The organism is Xanthobacter sp. NM-59, assembly GCF_021401125.1.
Classification (GTDB): Bacteria; Pseudomonadota; Alphaproteobacteria; order Rhizobiales; family Xanthobacteraceae; genus Xanthobacter.
Map to the genome: position 1 here is coordinate 196,131 of NZ_JACBFQ010000008.1, position 15,172 is coordinate 211,302.

A 15,172-nucleotide genomic window follows, 5' to 3' on the forward strand; every position below is an offset into this window, starting at 1 on the left:
TCGTCGACCCATGAGCGATCTTGGCGCTTCTTCCCCTTCGTCCTCTTCCCCTCCCCGGGCTCGCGTGCTTGCGCTCGCCAATCAAAAGGGGGGTGTGGGCAAAACCACGACTGCGATCAATCTCGGGACGGCCCTCGCCGCCATCGGCGAGAAGGTTCTGGTGGTGGATCTGGATCCGCAGGGTAATGCTTCCACGGGCCTTGGCATTGACCGCCGCGCGCGGCAAAGGTCCACCTATGATGTCCTCGTAGGGGAAGCGTCCTTTCGCGACACCATCATGGAAACCGGAGTGCCGGCCCTCCATGTGGCCCCGTCCACACTCGACCTGTCGGGTCTTGAGCTTGAGATCGCGTCGGCGCGGGATCGGGCGTTCCGGCTGCGGAACGCTCTGCAGGCCCTGGCTGAGGACCCCTCGGCACCGCGCTACAGCTATGTTCTCGTGGACTGTCCGCCGTCCTTGTCACTGCTCACGGTGAATGCCATGGCGGCGTCGGATGCCATTGTCGTTCCCCTGCAGTGCGAGTTCTTCGCGTTGGAAGGGCTGTCTCAGCTGATGACCACCGTGGATCAGGTTCGGGCCGGACTTAATCCCAATCTCGTGATCCATGGCATCGTTCTCACCATGTATGACGGGCGAAACAACCTTTCCGATCAGGTGGTGCAGGACGTCCGGGCGTTCATGGGTGAGAAGGTATATGATACCGTCATCCCGCGGAATGTGCGGATTTCAGAGGCTCCGTCCTACGGTAAGCCGGCGCTGCTTTACGACCTGAAGTGCGCGGGCTCCCAGGCCTATCTGAAGTTGGCGTCGGAGGTGATCCAGCGCGAGCGAGCGGCGCGAGCGGCGGCGTGAATGTGATCGTGAAGACAGGGGAAAACGCTGCCATGGCGGATGAACCGCGCTCTCGGCTTGGCCGAGGCCTTGCTGCGCTGATCGGCGAGATGAACGACCCAGAGCCGCAGGCGGTGCCGGTCGCTCCGGCCCCGGCTGCCCCACCGCGCCGGCTGCCCATCGAGCAGGTGCGGGCCAATCCGCGCAATCCTCGGCGCGCCTTTCTCGAGGAAGGATTGGAAGACCTGACGGCATCAATCCGTGAAAAGGGGATTATTCAGCCGATCGTGGTTCGACCTCTGGCGGGGCTCAGCGCCTATGAGATCGTCGCGGGCGAGCGGCGGTGGCGCGCGGCGCAAAGGGCGGCATTGCACGAAGTCCCGGTGATCGTGCTGGAGCTGACCGATCGGGAAGCTCTCGAAATTGCAATTATCGAGAATGTTCAGCGCGCCGATCTGAACCCGGTGGAGGAAGCGCAGGGCTACGAGTCTTTGATGGCTGAGTTCGCTTATACGCAAAGCGATCTTGCAAAGGTAATTGGTAAGAGCCGCAGCCATATCGCAAACACGCTCCGGCTTCTGAAGCTGCCTGATGAGGTGAAGATCTATCTGGAGGATGGGCGCCTGACGGCGGGCCATGCGCGCGCGCTGGTCGGCCATGAGGACCCGGCTCAGATCGCGCGTCAGGTTGTCGAAAAAGGGCTGAACGTGCGCGACGTGGAAGCGCTGGTGAAGGCCCGTCCGCCCGTTTCCGCTGGTCCCTCCAAGGCCTCGAAGGAGAGTGAGAAGTCGGCGGATGTTCGCGCACTTGAGCGTCGACTGTGTGATGGCCTGGGCTTGAATGTCACGTTGGAAAGCCGGGGCGAAGGCGGCGAGCTGCGGATTCGGTTCTCCAACCTGGACCAATTGGACGACCTGTGCCGCCGACTTGGCGTTGATTGAACAGGTGAGCGCCAGCGGCCCCGTTCTCCAGCGACGGTTGGTCAATGAACGAGAGCGTGGCTAGGCCGGAAGGCGAAAGAAGACATGCGCGTCCCGAGGGCGCGCCGGCGGACGCGTAGGGCATGCCCTCTGGACGCGCTCGTATGTATTGATCAGTGAAAGCCGTGTGGAGACGGAACGACCCTAGTCGAGGCTCGTTTGAGTTCCTCCACGTGACGCGGGTCTATTTCCGGCCGGAAGTGTTTGTGCTCTTGAAGCGGAAACCTGGCTGGTGCGGAGGCGACAGCCGCCGCAAGTCCTGGCATGGTCATGCCGCTGGCTTGACGGGAAATCCAGGCCGACTTGTACAGCAAACCTGCGAGGTCGGCAGGAGATCGCGCCTCTTGGATGCCGAAGAATTGGCAACGGCACTGCGGCCAGCTGGCCGCACGTCTCAATGGCGCGGATATCTTCCGGGGTCTGTCGTCATCGGTCGTGAACGACGAGGCAGCAGCTCCGGTGCGAAGGTGCCCAGTTGGGCTGTCACTCTCGCACCGGATTGTCGGCAAAAAAGATCTTCGTCACGCCAGCGTAGAAATAGCCGCCGTGAGTGAAGGATCAGGCCGTGGCGGCGCGCCGGCGGGTGGGCTTCTTCGCAGGGGCCACCGGGGCCTTCTTCCGGCTCTGGCCGAGGCCCATATTCTTTGCGAGCTCCGAGCGCGCGGCAGCATAGGCCGGGGCGACCATGGGATAATCCTTCGGGAGACCCCACTTTTCGCGGTAGGCGTCGGGAGTCATGCCGTAGCTGGTGCGCAGGTGACGCTTCAACGACTTGAACTTCTTACCGTCCTCGAGGCAGACGATGTATTCCGGGGTCACGGACTTCTTGACCGGAACAGCGGGTTTCTGCTCTTCCACCGGCGGGGCCACAGGAGCGCCGAGCTGGCCCAGAGCGCGATGAACGGACTCGATGAGCGCCGGAAGATCTGCTGCGGCCACGCTATTGTTGCTCACATAGGCGGCAACGATGTCGGCGGTGAAGTCGATGTGGCTCGGCGACTGCGGATTGGAGGAGGAGTCGCTCACGGGGCATCCCTTTCTGCTTGCACGCTACGGCTGTCCGTTTGGACAGCACTGATGTTGTAGAAATATCTGTAAAGTCGAAGCTTTGCAAATATTCTATACCCGGGCGTAATCTCGCTACAATCGGGTGTTTCAAAAAACTTCGAAACCAAGCATCTATGCGGGTTTGAAGATGAAACAGCCAGGGGATGCCGCTGGGAGATGAAAGGCGTTCAGGAGCGCCGGTTATGGTCATGATTCGTTATCAAAATGCGGAATGCCGGTGGCTCGGCAAGTCCTGACAACAACCGATGGCTGTAGCGCGCGATGAACCCGCTCATTCTTGCACTGCGAATTCGGGGTGGATGCCTTGGCCGGCTGCGGGGTGGCCGTGCGGCGAAGATTTCGTGTGGCGCACTTTCGTAGAGTGCAGGGAATAACGCCTTCAGCGAAGGCAGCGCGGTGCCGTCTTCAACGGGTGCGTGGCATCAACATGCCGTTGCCTGAAGAGCGAAGAAAAGGAGCTCTGCCGGCTCAAGATCGCAGCGGAGTGAGGTCCGCGAAGATTGGTGATCATTCGGCATTCAAGGTGAAAGCAGGATGCGCAGCGATGCGGCGCATGCTTTCCGCTGGAATGATGTAAATGTTCGCGTCCGGGGATGAATATCCAAAAGGTGGACCCGTCGATGCCGAGCGCGAAAATGGCGATACGCCGTAAGGGGTAGAATAACCACAGGCTGGTGCGCGGGTCGGCGGGAGCCGATGACTTGCCACGGATGCCGGGGGGCTTCGCGGCGGGGGGCTTCGCAGCGGGTTGGTTGGCGCGGGCGCCGCAAAGGTTTACACGCGCCCTCAGCTCTTGCTCAGGAGATGAAGAAGGCCATGCCTCGCGCTGTCGCCGGACCGGAAATCGAACGTCTCATCCAGCTCCTGGCGCGGCTGCCCGGCCTTGGCCCCCGCTCAGCCCGACGCGCGGTGCTGCAGCTCATCAAGAAGCGCGAAGGCCTGATGGTGCCGCTTCAGCGCGCGCTGAGCGATGTACTCGACAAGGTCGTGGAATGCCGGGTCTGCGGCAATGTCGATGTTTGCGACCCCTGCACCGTGTGCACGGACCCGGTGCGGGACGGGCGGGTGCTGGTGGTGGTGGCGGATGTGGGGGATCTGTGGGCGATGGAGCGCGCGGCGGTGCTCAGCGCACGCTATCACGTGCTGGGCGGCGTGCTGTCGCCGCTCGATGGCATCGGGCCGGAAGATCTCAATCTCGCGAAGCTCGTGGCGCGCGTACATGATGAGAAGATCGCCGAGGTCATTCTTGCACTCGGCGCAACGGTGGATGGGCAGACGACCGCCCATTACATCACCGATCTTCTGCGAGACCTTCCGGTGCGCGTGACACGCCTCGCGCAAGGCGTGCCGGTGGGCGGCGAGCTGGACTATCTCGACGAGGGTACGCTTTCGGCGGCGATCCGGGCCCGCACGCAGATGTGACACGGCGCAGGCGCAAAGCCGCTTCGGTGTTTCAGGGAGACGCGGAAGCGGCTTGTGCTTTCATTTTCGAGCGCGCTCTCGCGGCGCGTGCTCGCTTTTCGAGCGTCAGCTTCACGCTGGAGCCCTGCGCGTCAGGGGGCGCGCAGCTGTGGCGTTCGAATCGAGGAAGAAGCCGACATTGGCGCGCAGGGCGGCATCCGCGCGGCGCAGCGTATCGGCGCCGTCGCGGCCGTTGCGGGCGAGGCGGCTCGCGGCCCGCTCCAGCGCATTGGCGACGCGGCCAGGGTCTTGCGGCAGCAGGCGGAAGCTGGCGAGCGCTGCGTGCAGGGCCCGGGCGAGGCTGTCGGGAATATCCGGTTCGCGCGAGGCGGCATGCAGGGTGCGGATGGCGGTGCCCAAGGCCAGGGCGGCGAGGCCCCCGTCCACGGCGGCGAAATCCCGGTCTCCGGATTTCTCGGTCCAGCGCACCAGCCGCAGCAGCCGGTGGTAGAGCCGCGCCCGCCAGCGCGCCACCGCCGCGGCGTCGAGCGGCGCGCGCGCCATGGCCCTCAGCTCATTCACCATCATGCCCACCAGCATGGCGCGCCGCCGCCGTGCATCCATGGGGAAGGCCAGGCGGAAGGCGAGCATTGCGATGAGTGGTCCAAGCAGCATGGCGAACACCATCTGCGCCATGCCCACCACCGTTCCGTGGAGGGGGAAGGCGGGCTGGAGCAGCAGCAGCAACGACATGTTGTAGTCCATGCCGGCGAGCATCGTCCTGCGGTGGGCCATCACCAGGGCGCCGATGAGGATGAAGGGCACGGTGAGCGCGATCACCTGCACCAGATCGCCGGCGTGGGGCAGCACCAGCCAGCGCGCGGCCAGCGCCGCGAGCCCGCCCGCCACCGAGCCGCCGAGCACGAAGCGCATGGTGAGAGCCGGATTGTCGAAGGTGGAGAACAGAGAGGTCATGATGGCCGCGCCCATCAGCATGAAGGGGCCATAGGTCCAGCCCGTGGCCAGCCACAGGGCGCCCACCACCAGCACGGCGCCGGCCGCGCGCAGGGTGGCGGCGCGGGCGCCCACCACGTCGCGGTGGAGCAGAAGCTGCGGCAGGTCGTCCGTGTCTTCCTCCAGCGCGGGGAGCTGCGGGGCCTGAAGGGCCTGGTAGGCGCGTGCCAGGGTTTCGGCCACTTGGGCGAGGCCGGTGTCGTCGCGGTCCCGGGCGAGCCGCGGCGGCAGGTGCGCGAGGGGCACCGTATCGGGCGTGGAGGCATCGAGGGCATCGGCGGCGGCGCGCAGGGCGGCGATCCCTTCCTCGCGCTGCAGCGGCGTGGGGGAGGTGCCGGCCCGGCCACGCGCCAGAACCAGCGCGCCGAGCAGGGCCGCCATCAGGGTGCGGATGTGGCGCACGACGCGGCGGCTGCGCGCAGACCCGGCGGCGTGGGGGTCCAGCGCATCGTCAATGGCGGCCATTTCCGAGATGATGGCCCGTTCTTCGGTGAAGAAGGGCGACATGTCGGCGGTGTCGAGGCCCTGCGCCAGATGTCGCAGCACCCGGGCCGTAAGCCGGCGGGCGCGGCCGAACAGATCGGATTCGGCGCTGGCGGGCGTGAAGAGCCAGCCTACGGCGAACGACACCGCCACACCCACGCAGATGGTCAGCACGCGGTCGAGCGCGAGGCCATAGATGTGGTCCGGGTGGCTGAAGTCCACCAGCGCCACCATGGCGGCGGAATAGCCGGCCAGAATGGTGCCATAGCCCGTGAAGCCGCCGATGAGGTTGCCGGCCCCGGCGCACAGGCCGATCCATGCGGCGAGCCCCACCACCAGCAAAGCGGGCGTGTCGGCGCAGCCCAGGATGAGGCCCACGCCCACCAGCGCCCCCGTGAGGGTACCGATGATGCGGAAGGCGCCCTTCTCCAGCAGCTGGCCGCGCGTGGGCTGGGCCACCACCCACACCGTCATGGCCGCCCACTGGGGATTGTCGATGTGTAGCAGCGCGGCCGCGGCCAGCGCCAGCGCGGAGGCGATTGCGGTGCGGACAGTGAAGGCGAGCCGCGGCCCGTCGAACCCGAGCCGGGTGAGGAAGCCTGGAGCGGACATCACGGTTCGATTTCCGTGCTGGAAGCGGACGCCTGGATGCGCCCCTCGATGCGGGCGAAGGCGGACATCAGCGCGTCAATCTCAGCGTCGGTGAGATCCTCGAGCAGCCAATCCTCGATATGCGCCAGCTTGATGCGGATATCGGCCACCGCGGCCCGGCCGGCGGGCGTGAGGTGCAGCAGCTTCAGCCGGCGGTCACGCGCGCTGACACGGCGTTCCACCAGGCCGTGTTCCGCCAGCAGGTCGATGAGGCGGACCAGGGTCGAATCATCGATACCCACGGCCAGCGCCAGTTCTTTCTGGCAGAGGCCATCGCCCCGTTCTGAAAGATGCACGAGAGGTGCCCAGGTGGCGTCGCTGAGGCCGATGGCGGCCAGACGCAGGTCCAGCGCCCGGCGCCAGCGGCGCGCAAGGCCCACCAGCTGAATGCCGAAACGGCGGCGGCTCGAGTCATTAGTTTGCATCCAATTTATTTGGATTAGGATAAATTGGATGACAATGCCCACCGCACTGCGCCGAGCGCATGGCTATGCGCGCGGGCCGTGCGCTGAACGCAGGCCGTCGGTGGCCACGGAGCCCCTGCCCCGTGCGTCCCCGCTTGCCGCCCCCGTCAGTTCTGCAGGTTTTCGTAGCGCTTGTCGGTGAGGGTCTTCAGGAAGGCCACCAAAGCGTCGATTCGTTTGTCGTCCAGGGCCGGGCCCGTCTCCAGTTCCTTCATGGAGATGTTCTGCGCAACTTCCGGCGGAGCAAAGGGCTTGCCGGTTTCCGGGTTGATGTGGCGGGCCGGATTCTGCGTGTTGTAGGTGTTGTAGAAGAGGATCACCGTGCGCAGGTCCTTGAACACTCCATTGTGCATGTAGGGGCCGGTCACCGCCACGTTGCGCAGGGTTGGCACCTTGAAGCGGCCCGCCTGTGTTTTCTTGTCCTTTCCCTTCAGGTGCGGATTCTGGGCCAGGCCCAGGTCCCGGCTGTCGGGCTTCAGGCCAGCGGCGGCGCGGGCCTCGTCGTTGCGCGGCACGCCGATATTGTGGAACTCGTAATTTGAGAAAGTCTCGCCCGCCTGGCCGCCCTGCGCGTTGAGCTGGTGGCACAGGCTGCAATTGGTGAACTGGTTGGAGAAGAACAGCACCCGCCCCAGTTCTTCCTCGTCCGTCAGCTTCACCTCGCCGCGCAGATAGCGGTCATATTTGGAGTCGAACGGAGCAAAAAGCGGGGTTTCCTCGAAGGCCGCGATGGCTTTGGTCATGGTCGCATAGCCCCGCTCCGGTTTGTCGAGCACGCCCTTGCCGTAGAGCGTGTCGAACGCGCTCACATAAGCGGGGTTCTCCTTCAGCCGGGCCACCACGCTTGCTTTGTCGGGCATGCCCATTTCCAGCGGATTGAGGGGCGGGCCGCCGGCCTGCTCGGCGAGATCGGCGGCGCGGCCGTCGAGGAACTGGCCACCGTGATAAAGGCCGGGCTTCGGGGATTTGCCGAAGGACGGGCTGAACCTGGCATACGCGGCCGTGGGCGCGTTGCGATCGCCGAGGGAGGTGCCGTCATCGCCCAGGGAGACGGCGCCGCCGGCCGCCGGGGTCTGGCGCGGGTCGATGAAGGCATGGTCGGGCGAATGGCAGGAAGAGCAGGACTGCGTGCGGTTCTTCGACAGGTTGGTGTCGAAGAACAGCGCCTCGCCCAGCTTTTGCGGTGTCGCGAGGTCCGGGCCATCCTCGGCGTGCGCGCCTTGCGGCGGGGTCGCCAACAGAGCGAGGCTGGCGGCGACGGCAAGGAACAGGCGGGGGCGAGGCCGCCGGATGCGTTCGTCGCGGGCGCCGCGACCATGGCCGCCGCTGGGGCCGGCGAACGGAAAAGTCACTGTCTTGCTCCTTGCCGGTGCGCGCGGAGCTTTGCCCGCACGGCACTGCCTGTGGTCCCTATGGGCCATTCGGACGCATTTTCAGGCATGAAGCGCGCTTCGCACCTGCGGGACAATCCGGAAAGTTACGAAACAGCGGCCCTGGCAATACATTGGAGGCGCTCTAAACGTCTTTCGCGGGCCGGGTCTGGATGCAGCGCAGCAACGGTTTCGCTTCGCTTGTTCAGCGGGCCGCTTTAATCTTGCAGGTTCAAGCGACACCGAGCCTCATGAGCCCATGCCCGCTGCTGCCTCTTCCGATGTTCGACCCGCCGATCTCGCGCATACGGTGGGGGAAACCTGCCTTTGCCTTGCCGTCCAGCGCGCGAGCCGCATCGTGGGCCGCTCGTTCGACGAGGCGTTCCGTCCTCTCGGCCTCACCAATTGGCAGTTCTCGCTGCTCGCGACGCTCAGCCGGTCCGAGCCTTTCACGGTGACACGTCTTGCGGAGGCCATGGGCATGGACCGCACGACCATCACGTCGAACCTGAAGCCGCTGGTGCGGCGCGGGCTGGCGGCGGTGGTGGCGGACGGGAGCGACCGGCGGGTGCGCCGCATCGCGCTCACCTCCAGCGGCCAGGAGCTGCTGGCGGAGGCGAGCGAGGTGTGGCGGCAGGTGAACGCGGAGGTGGAGGCGCGTCTGGGCGAGGTGGACCCCATCACCCTGCGCACGGCCCTCGGAGAGCTGGCGAAGAGCTGAGGGGCCAGCCCCGCGAGGGCTTTGGAAAGCGCCCTATTGCGCGGCGTCGAGACCGATGTCGAGGATGGGGGCGCTGTGGGTGAGCCAGCCCACGGAGATCAGGTCCACCCCGGCGGCGGCGATGGCGGGGGCGGTTTCACGTGAAACGCGGCCGGATGCCTCGGTGATCATCCGCCCGTCCACCAGCTCCACCGCCTCCTTCAGGGTCAAAGGCGACATATTGTCGAGGAGGACGGCATCGGCGCCGAGCGGCATCAGCTCGCGGAGCTGGTCGAGGGTGTCCACCTCCACCTCGATCTTCACCATGTGGCCCGCATGGGCCTTCACGCGCCGCACCGCCTCGGTGACCGAGCCGGCGATGGCAATGTGATTGTCCTTCACCAGCACCGCGTCATCGAGCCCGAAGCGGTGGTTGGAGCCGCCGCCCGCCCGCACCGCGTACTTCTCCAGCGTGCGCAGGCCCGGCGTGGTCTTGCGGGTGCACACGATGTGCGCCTTGTGCCCGCGCACCGCCTCCACCAGCGTGGCGGTAGCGCTGGCGATGCCGGAGAGGCGGCACATGAGGTTGAGGGCCGCGCGCTCGGCCGTGAGAATGCCACGCCCGGGGCCCGCCACGCGGGCGATGAGCATGCCCGGCTCCACCGGCGCCCCATCGGCCAGCTGCGGCTCGAAGGAAATGGCGTCATCCATCAAAGCGAAGGCGAGACGCGCGCAATCGAGCCCCGCCACCACGCCGGCCTGGCGGGCCACCAGATCCATGCGCGTGTGGTAGCCGGCGGGCACCACGGCATCGGTGGTGATGTCGCCGGCCCGGCCGAGATCCTCCACCAGGGCGGCGCGGACGATGGGCTCGACGAGGAGAGGCGGAAGCGGGGCGATATCCATGGCAATGTCCGTCAGTGAAGGCTGGCGCGGGCGGCGGGAGACGCGGTGAGTGTCTCAGCCGCCGCATGGGCCTGTTCGAGCGTGATGCGGGAGCGCAGCGCCCGCGCCGCCGTGGCGGGAAAGTCGGTGCGGCTGTGCGCCCCCCGGCTTTCCTCGCGGCCGAGGGCGCACACCGCCATCATGAGGCCGGCAAGGGCGGGATCGGCGGCGGGCCCGGCCGCGCGGGCGAGGGGCGCCAGGGCGGCGATGGCGGCCTTCAATCCCTCGGCATCGCGCAGCACGCCGAGATGGCGCGACACCACGGCCCGCGCCGGGGCGGCATCTGGCGCCGGCGGCATTTCCGCGGGAAGGCGCCGGGCCGGCGGGGCCGGCGGGGCGCCGGCGATGTTCTCGGCCACCCAGCGGCCGCAGACCGCGCCTTCCACCAGGGAGTTGCTGGCAAGCCGGTTGGCGCCGTGGAGCCCGGTGGACGCCACCTCGCCGCAGGCCCACAGCCCTTCGACGGTGCTGCGCCCGTCCGCATCCACCGCGATACCGCCCATGTGGTAGTGCGCGGCCGGGCGGATGGGGATGGGCTGGCGCGCGGGATCCACGCCGGCGGCGGCGCAGAGGCCGGCAATGGCCGGAAACCGCGCGGCGAAGCCCGCGCCAAGGGCTGCGCGCGCATCCAGGAACACCTCGCGCCCCGCCATCAGCTCCGCCCACACCGCCCGCGCCACCACATCGCGCGGGGCCAGCTCGGCGCCGGGCACATGGGCGAGGAAGCGGGTGCCGTCGGCGGTGACGAGAAGGGCCCCCTCCCCGCGCACGGCTTCGCTGACCAGGGAGAGCGGCCGCGCCCCGCCAGCCAAAGCGGTGGGGTGGAACTGCACGAATTCCAGGTCCGCCAGCTCGGCCCCTGCCCGCGCGGCCAGCGCCAGGCCCAGGCCAAAGGAGGAATCGGGATTGGTGGTGTGCTCGAACAGGGCGCCCACGCCCCCGGTGGCCAGCACCACCTGGCGGGTGCGCAGCAGGGTGCCGCCATGGCCGCCCGCCACCAGCACGCCGGCAATGGCCCCGTCCGCCGTCACCAGCCGGCGGACCTCCACCCCCTCCACCACCGTGACGGAGGGACAGGCGCGCACGGCGGCGGCCAGGGCGCGCACCAGTTCTCGCCCGGTGGCGTCGCCGTGGGCGTGGACGATGCGGCGGCGGCTGTGGGCCGCCTCCAGGCCAAGGGCGAGGCGCCCGCCCTGGTCGCGGTCGAAGCGCGTGCCGATGGCGGCCAGATCGGAGATGGCCGCAGGAGCGGCTAAGAGGATGCGGCGCGCCATGTCGGCGTCGCACAGGCCGTCGCCGGCGGCCAGGGTGTCGGCGAGATGCAACTCCGCGTCGTCATCTTCGCCCATGCTGGCGGCCATGCCACCCTGGGCCAGGGGGCTCGATCCGTCGTCGCCCAGCAGGGCGCGGGTGAGGAGAACCACCGGGCGCGGCGCCAGGAACAGCGCCGCCGAGAGCCCCGCCACCCCGCCGCCGATGATGACGGGCCGGTCATCGAGGCCGGCGAGGGAGCCGGTGACGGCGGTCACAGCTCCAGCATCCGTTCCACCGAGCGGCGGGCGCGGGCCGCCACGTCGGGGTCGATTTCCACCACGTGCAGGTTCTCCTCCAGCGCGGTGCGAATGTTGGCGATGGTGATCTTCTTCATATGCGGGCACAGATTGCAGGGCCGCACGAACTCCAGATCGGGATATTGCAGGGAGACATTGTCGCTCATGGAGCATTCGGTCAGCAGAACGACGCTGCTCGGCCGCTTCTCGCCCACATAATCGGCCATGGCGGCGGTGGAGCCGGCGAAATCCGCCACCTTCACCACCTCCGGCGGGCATTCGGGATGCACCAGCACCGTGACGCCGGGATGGGCCTCCCGCAGCTCCGCCACGTCGGCGGCGGTGAAGCGCTCGTGCACCTCACATTGGCCGGGCCAGGACACGATTTCGATGCCGGTCTCATTGGCCACGTTCGCCGCCAGATACTGGTCGGGCAGCATGATGACCTTCGGCACGCCGAAGGAATTGACCACCTTCCTGGCATTGCCCGAAGTGCAGCAGATGTCCACTTCCGCCTTCACCGCCGCCGAGGTGTTCACATAGGCGATGACCGGCAGGCCGGGATGCTCCCGGCGCATCTGCCGCACGCCTTCCGGGGTGATGGACTCGGCGAGCGAGCAGCCGGCGGTGGGATCGGGGATCAGCACCGTCTTGTCGGGATTGAGGAGCTTGGCCGTCTCGGCCATGAAATACACGCCCGCCAGCACGATCACGTCGGCGTCCGTGGTGGCCGCCTCGCGGGCGAGGGTGAGGCTGTCGCCCACGATATCCGCCACGCAGTGGTAGATTTCGGGGGTCTGGTAATTGTGGGCGAGGATGACCGCGTTGCGCTCGATCTTCAGATGCTGGATCGCCTCCACATCATCCGAAAGCAGCTCCCATTCCGCAGGATGAATGATGCGCTTCACCCGCTCGTAGAGGTGGGAGTTGCGCTGGGTCGCGGTGCCCACCGAGGGCATGTCGACACGGGTGACATTGGTCATATGGCTATACTCAGTTTGAGCATATATTGGCTATATGCTTACCCTGAGCATAAGCCCTGTCAAGTGCGGGCGAGGGGGAGTTTTGTTCCCGCGAAGGCGCGCTCGGCCAGAACGGCGTGGCGGAAGCGGAAGAGTTTCGCAGGCCGGCCAATGCTTTCGGAGGTCATTTCGCCGGTTTCCTCAACCAGCTCCTGCTGCTCCATGAGCCGGCGAAAATTCTGCTTGTGAACGGTGCGTCCGGCAAGGGCTTCAACGCAACGTTGCAGTTGTAGCAGGGTGAAGGTGTCCGGCATCAGCTCGAACACCACCGGGCGATATTTGATCTTGGCCCGCAGCCGGGCGATGCCGGTGGCGAGGATGCGGCGATGATCACCGATCATGGCGCTGCCAGGTACCAGCTCTTGGACCAGCCCTTGGGGGTCGACGCCCCGGCCGTTGCGACCCTCGGGCACCAGACCGGCCTCGTACAGCAGCTCGTAACGCTGCAGGGTCAGCTCCTCATTCCAGGGCTGCTCGTCGAGCCCGAAGGCGGTGGCGGCGCGCTGGTGGCGGGCGTCGCGGGTCGCCGCGCCCGGCGCCTCCCCGCTCCAGTCCGCGAGGGCGGGAGCAATGACCTGGCCGATAACGGGCGGAAGCCCGGCGCGGTGGTCCTCCCAGGGGAAGTAGTCGTACCAGCTGCGCCAGCCGCCCTCCCCGTCCGAAAGCTCGCGGGTGAGGCCGAGATAGCTGATGGAAATGGTGCGCGCCCCGCTCTCCCCGCCCCGATCCTTGTCGGCGAAGGTGTAGAGCTGCTCCACATAGCCGAGCGGATGGTGGGTCTGCTGTTCCACCCACGCGCGCAGGCCCGATTGCAGTGAGCGATGGCCGAGCTCGAACGGGCCGGAAGGCAGGGCCCGCCCGCGATCCAGCGTCATCACCCGCGGCGCGCCCGACGATACCGCCACCAGAACGGCGATGAGGTCCGCCTGGATGGCGTGGACGGCGGCGGGGTCAGCGCCCTCGCCGGGCTTGGTCCGCTCGCTGGGCTGTGTCATGGACGCGGCTTCCACGGAGATGGCATCGCGCGGGGCTTGGAGGGCCGCTTCGGGGCGGCAGGCCGGCCCGCGTGCGGCGGCCGGGCCTCAGGCATTGGCGGCCAGACCCTGCAGCTCGGCCGGTTCGGGCGCGGCGAGCCGTACACTGCCCTTGCCGCTCTTCTTCACCTCATACATGGCCGTATCCGCGCGCCGCATCAGGGCGGCGGCATTGTTGGCATGCAGGGGATAGAGGGCGATACCGATGCTGGCGCCGACGGTGACGGAGGCGGGCGGAGTGGCCTGGCTCAGCTCATAGGGCTCGCGCAGCGCCGTGCACAGCCGCTCGCCCTGGGCGAGGGCCACGCGCTCGTCCGGCAGGTCCACCATGATCACGGCGAACTCGTCGCCCGACAGCCGCACGGCGAAATCCTCGTGCCGCAGGTTGGTGCGCAGGCGCTGGGCAATGGTGCACAGCAGCTCGTCCCCGGCGGCGTGGCCGTGGCGGTCATTCACCTGCTTGAAGCCGTCAATGTCGATGTACAGCAGCGCGAATGCGCGGCCGGCCTGCTCAGCCTGGGCGAAGGCGCGGGAGAGGTGCTCCATGAACAGGATGCGGTTGCCGAGCCCGGTGAGGGAATCGTGGGTGGCCATGTGGCGCACCTGCTTTTCCACCCGCCGGCGTTCCTCTATCTCCACTTCGAGCTGGCGATTGCGCTTCTCCAGCTCCTCCATGGCGGCCTTCAGGCGCATCTTGGAGGTGTGCAGTTCCAGGAACACCGTGACCTTGGAGAGCAGGACGGCATCATTGATGGGCTTGGCGATGTAGTCCACCGCGCCGAAGGTGTAGCCCTTCAGGCGGTTGATGTCGTCGAGATAGGCGGCGGTCACGAACACGATGGGGATGTCACACGTGGCCGGATCGTTGTTGAGGAGGGAGGCCACCTCGAACCCGTCCATGTCCGGCATCTGCACGTCGAGCAGGATCAGAGCGAAGCGGTGGTCGAGGCACAAAGCGAGCGCCTCGTTGCCGGATTTCGCCTCGTAGATGTCCGCATCGACAGCCGCCAGCAGGCGGCGCATGCCGGCGAGATTGGCGGCGACATCATCCACCACCAGGATCTTGGGACGGGCTTCGACGCCGGATGTCTCGTTCATGACCGGCAGGCCTCGTTGATGAACCCCGCGAGCTCCTCGATGGGGCCGCACAGGTCCGCGCCAGCGCGCTCCAGGGCCGCCCGCGGCATCGTCGCCACTTCGGCATCTTCCGGAGCTTGTACCAAGGCGAGGCCTCCCAACTGACGGATCTGCGCAAGACCCTCCGCACCGTCGCTGCTAGCTCCGGTGAAAACGACACCAATAAGGCTTTTCTGGTACGCCCGCGCTGCCGTTTCGAACAGGACGTCGATCGAAGGTCGGGAGAAGCACACTTTCGGGTCCACTGAAAGGGAAAAGTGCCGATCGCGCTCGATCAGCAGGTGATAGCCGGCGGGTGCCACATGCACGTGTCCCGCGCTCACGGGGGTGCGTTCCTGCGCCAGTTGCACCGGCAGCCGCGAGCGCTGCGCCAGCATCTCATGGAGCAGATCAGGCCCCTGCGAACCCACGTGATTCACCACCACCACCGCCGCGGGAAGATCGCCATCGAGACACGCCAACAGGCGCTGGAGGGCGCTGGGCCCCCCGGCGGAAGCGCCGATCACGACCGCTCCTCCCAT

At 67.1% G+C, this 15,172-nt stretch carries 14 protein-coding genes; 4 read left to right on the plus strand and 10 right to left on the minus strand.

Features of this window, described 5'->3' with window-relative positions:
• The first annotated feature begins 10 nt into the window (after positions 1-10).
• A complete protein-coding gene (locus L0966_RS15345) occupies positions 11-853 on the plus strand; it encodes a ParA family protein (RefSeq protein WP_234052823.1) in 843 nt (280 codons plus the stop codon).
• Positions 854-885: 32 nt separating this feature from the next.
• Complete coding sequence (locus L0966_RS15350) at positions 886-1,773, plus strand: ParB/RepB/Spo0J family partition protein (RefSeq protein ID WP_234052882.1); 888 nt, start codon at positions 886-888, stop codon at positions 1,771-1,773.
• A gap of 597 nt (positions 1,774-2,370) precedes the next feature.
• Here L0966_RS15350 and L0966_RS15355 read toward each other — a convergent pair.
• The gene (locus L0966_RS15355; protein ID WP_234052824.1) at positions 2,371-2,838 is read right to left on the minus strand and encodes a MucR family transcriptional regulator; all 468 of its coding nucleotides are present in this window, start codon (positions 2,836-2,838) and stop codon (positions 2,371-2,373) included.
• 858 nt (positions 2,839-3,696) lie between these two features.
• Here L0966_RS15355 and recR point away from each other — a divergent pair.
• On the plus strand, positions 3,697-4,302 hold the full coding sequence (recR, locus tag L0966_RS15360; protein WP_234052825.1) for a recombination mediator RecR: 606 nt from the start codon (positions 3,697-3,699) through the stop codon (positions 4,300-4,302).
• Positions 4,303-4,413: 111 nt separating this feature from the next.
• Here recR and L0966_RS15365 read toward each other — a convergent pair whose 3' ends face one another.
• The 3 genes from L0966_RS15365 to L0966_RS15375 all read right to left on the minus strand — a co-directional run bounded on the left by L0966_RS15365 (position 4,414) and on the right by L0966_RS15375 (position 8,185).
• Positions 4,414-6,390, minus strand: coding sequence for an FUSC family protein (locus L0966_RS15365; RefSeq protein WP_234052883.1), 1,977 nt, complete (start codon positions 6,388-6,390; stop codon positions 4,414-4,416).
• Complete coding sequence (locus tag L0966_RS15370; protein ID WP_234052826.1) at positions 6,390-6,854, minus strand: MarR family winged helix-turn-helix transcriptional regulator; 465 nt, start codon at positions 6,852-6,854, stop codon at positions 6,390-6,392. The genes L0966_RS15365 and L0966_RS15370 overlap by 1 nt, the downstream gene beginning before the upstream one ends.
• Positions 6,855-7,000: 146 nt before the next feature.
• Positions 7,001-8,185, minus strand: coding sequence for a cytochrome-c peroxidase (locus L0966_RS15375; protein ID WP_370640756.1), 1,185 nt, complete (start codon positions 8,183-8,185; stop codon positions 7,001-7,003).
• Positions 8,186-8,522: 337 nt separating this feature from the next.
• On the opposite strand from L0966_RS15375, the gene L0966_RS15380 reads away from it, so the two are divergent.
• On the plus strand, positions 8,523-8,984 hold the full coding sequence (locus L0966_RS15380) for a MarR family winged helix-turn-helix transcriptional regulator (protein ID WP_234052827.1): 462 nt from the start codon (positions 8,523-8,525) through the stop codon (positions 8,982-8,984).
• Between the two features lie 33 nt (positions 8,985-9,017).
• Here the strand turns inward: L0966_RS15380 and nadC are convergent, their stop codons facing one another.
• The 6 genes from nadC to L0966_RS15410 form a co-directional block, all read right to left on the minus strand.
• A complete protein-coding gene (gene nadC / locus L0966_RS15385) occupies positions 9,018-9,869 on the minus strand; it encodes a carboxylating nicotinate-nucleotide diphosphorylase (RefSeq protein WP_234052828.1) in 852 nt (283 codons plus the stop codon).
• 11 nt (positions 9,870-9,880) lie between these two features.
• Entirely contained in the window at positions 9,881-11,437 is a 1,557-nt protein-coding gene (locus L0966_RS15390; protein ID WP_234052829.1) for an L-aspartate oxidase, read from the minus strand.
• Positions 11,434-12,441 carry a quinolinate synthase NadA gene (gene nadA, locus L0966_RS15395; protein ID WP_234052830.1) on the minus strand — a complete coding sequence of 336 codons (1,008 nt, stop codon included), beginning with the start codon at positions 12,439-12,441 and terminating at the stop codon, positions 11,434-11,436. The genes L0966_RS15390 and nadA overlap by 4 nt, the downstream gene beginning before the upstream one ends.
• A 59-nt stretch (positions 12,442-12,500) precedes the next feature.
• The gene (locus L0966_RS15400) at positions 12,501-13,475 is read right to left on the minus strand and encodes a hypothetical protein (protein WP_234052831.1); all 975 of its coding nucleotides are present in this window, start codon (positions 13,473-13,475) and stop codon (positions 12,501-12,503) included.
• An 87-nt stretch (positions 13,476-13,562) separates the two neighbouring features.
• Positions 13,563-14,612: a diguanylate cyclase domain-containing protein gene (locus L0966_RS15405; protein ID WP_234052832.1), complete on the minus strand. Its 1,050-nt coding sequence runs from the start codon at positions 14,610-14,612 to the stop codon at positions 13,563-13,565.
• Positions 14,609-15,157, minus strand: a complete 549-nt coding sequence (locus tag L0966_RS15410; protein ID WP_234052833.1) for a chemotaxis protein CheB — start codon at positions 15,155-15,157, stop codon at positions 14,609-14,611. Before L0966_RS15410 ends, L0966_RS15405 begins: the two co-directional genes overlap by 4 nt.
• Positions 15,158-15,172: the final 15 nt, after the last annotated feature.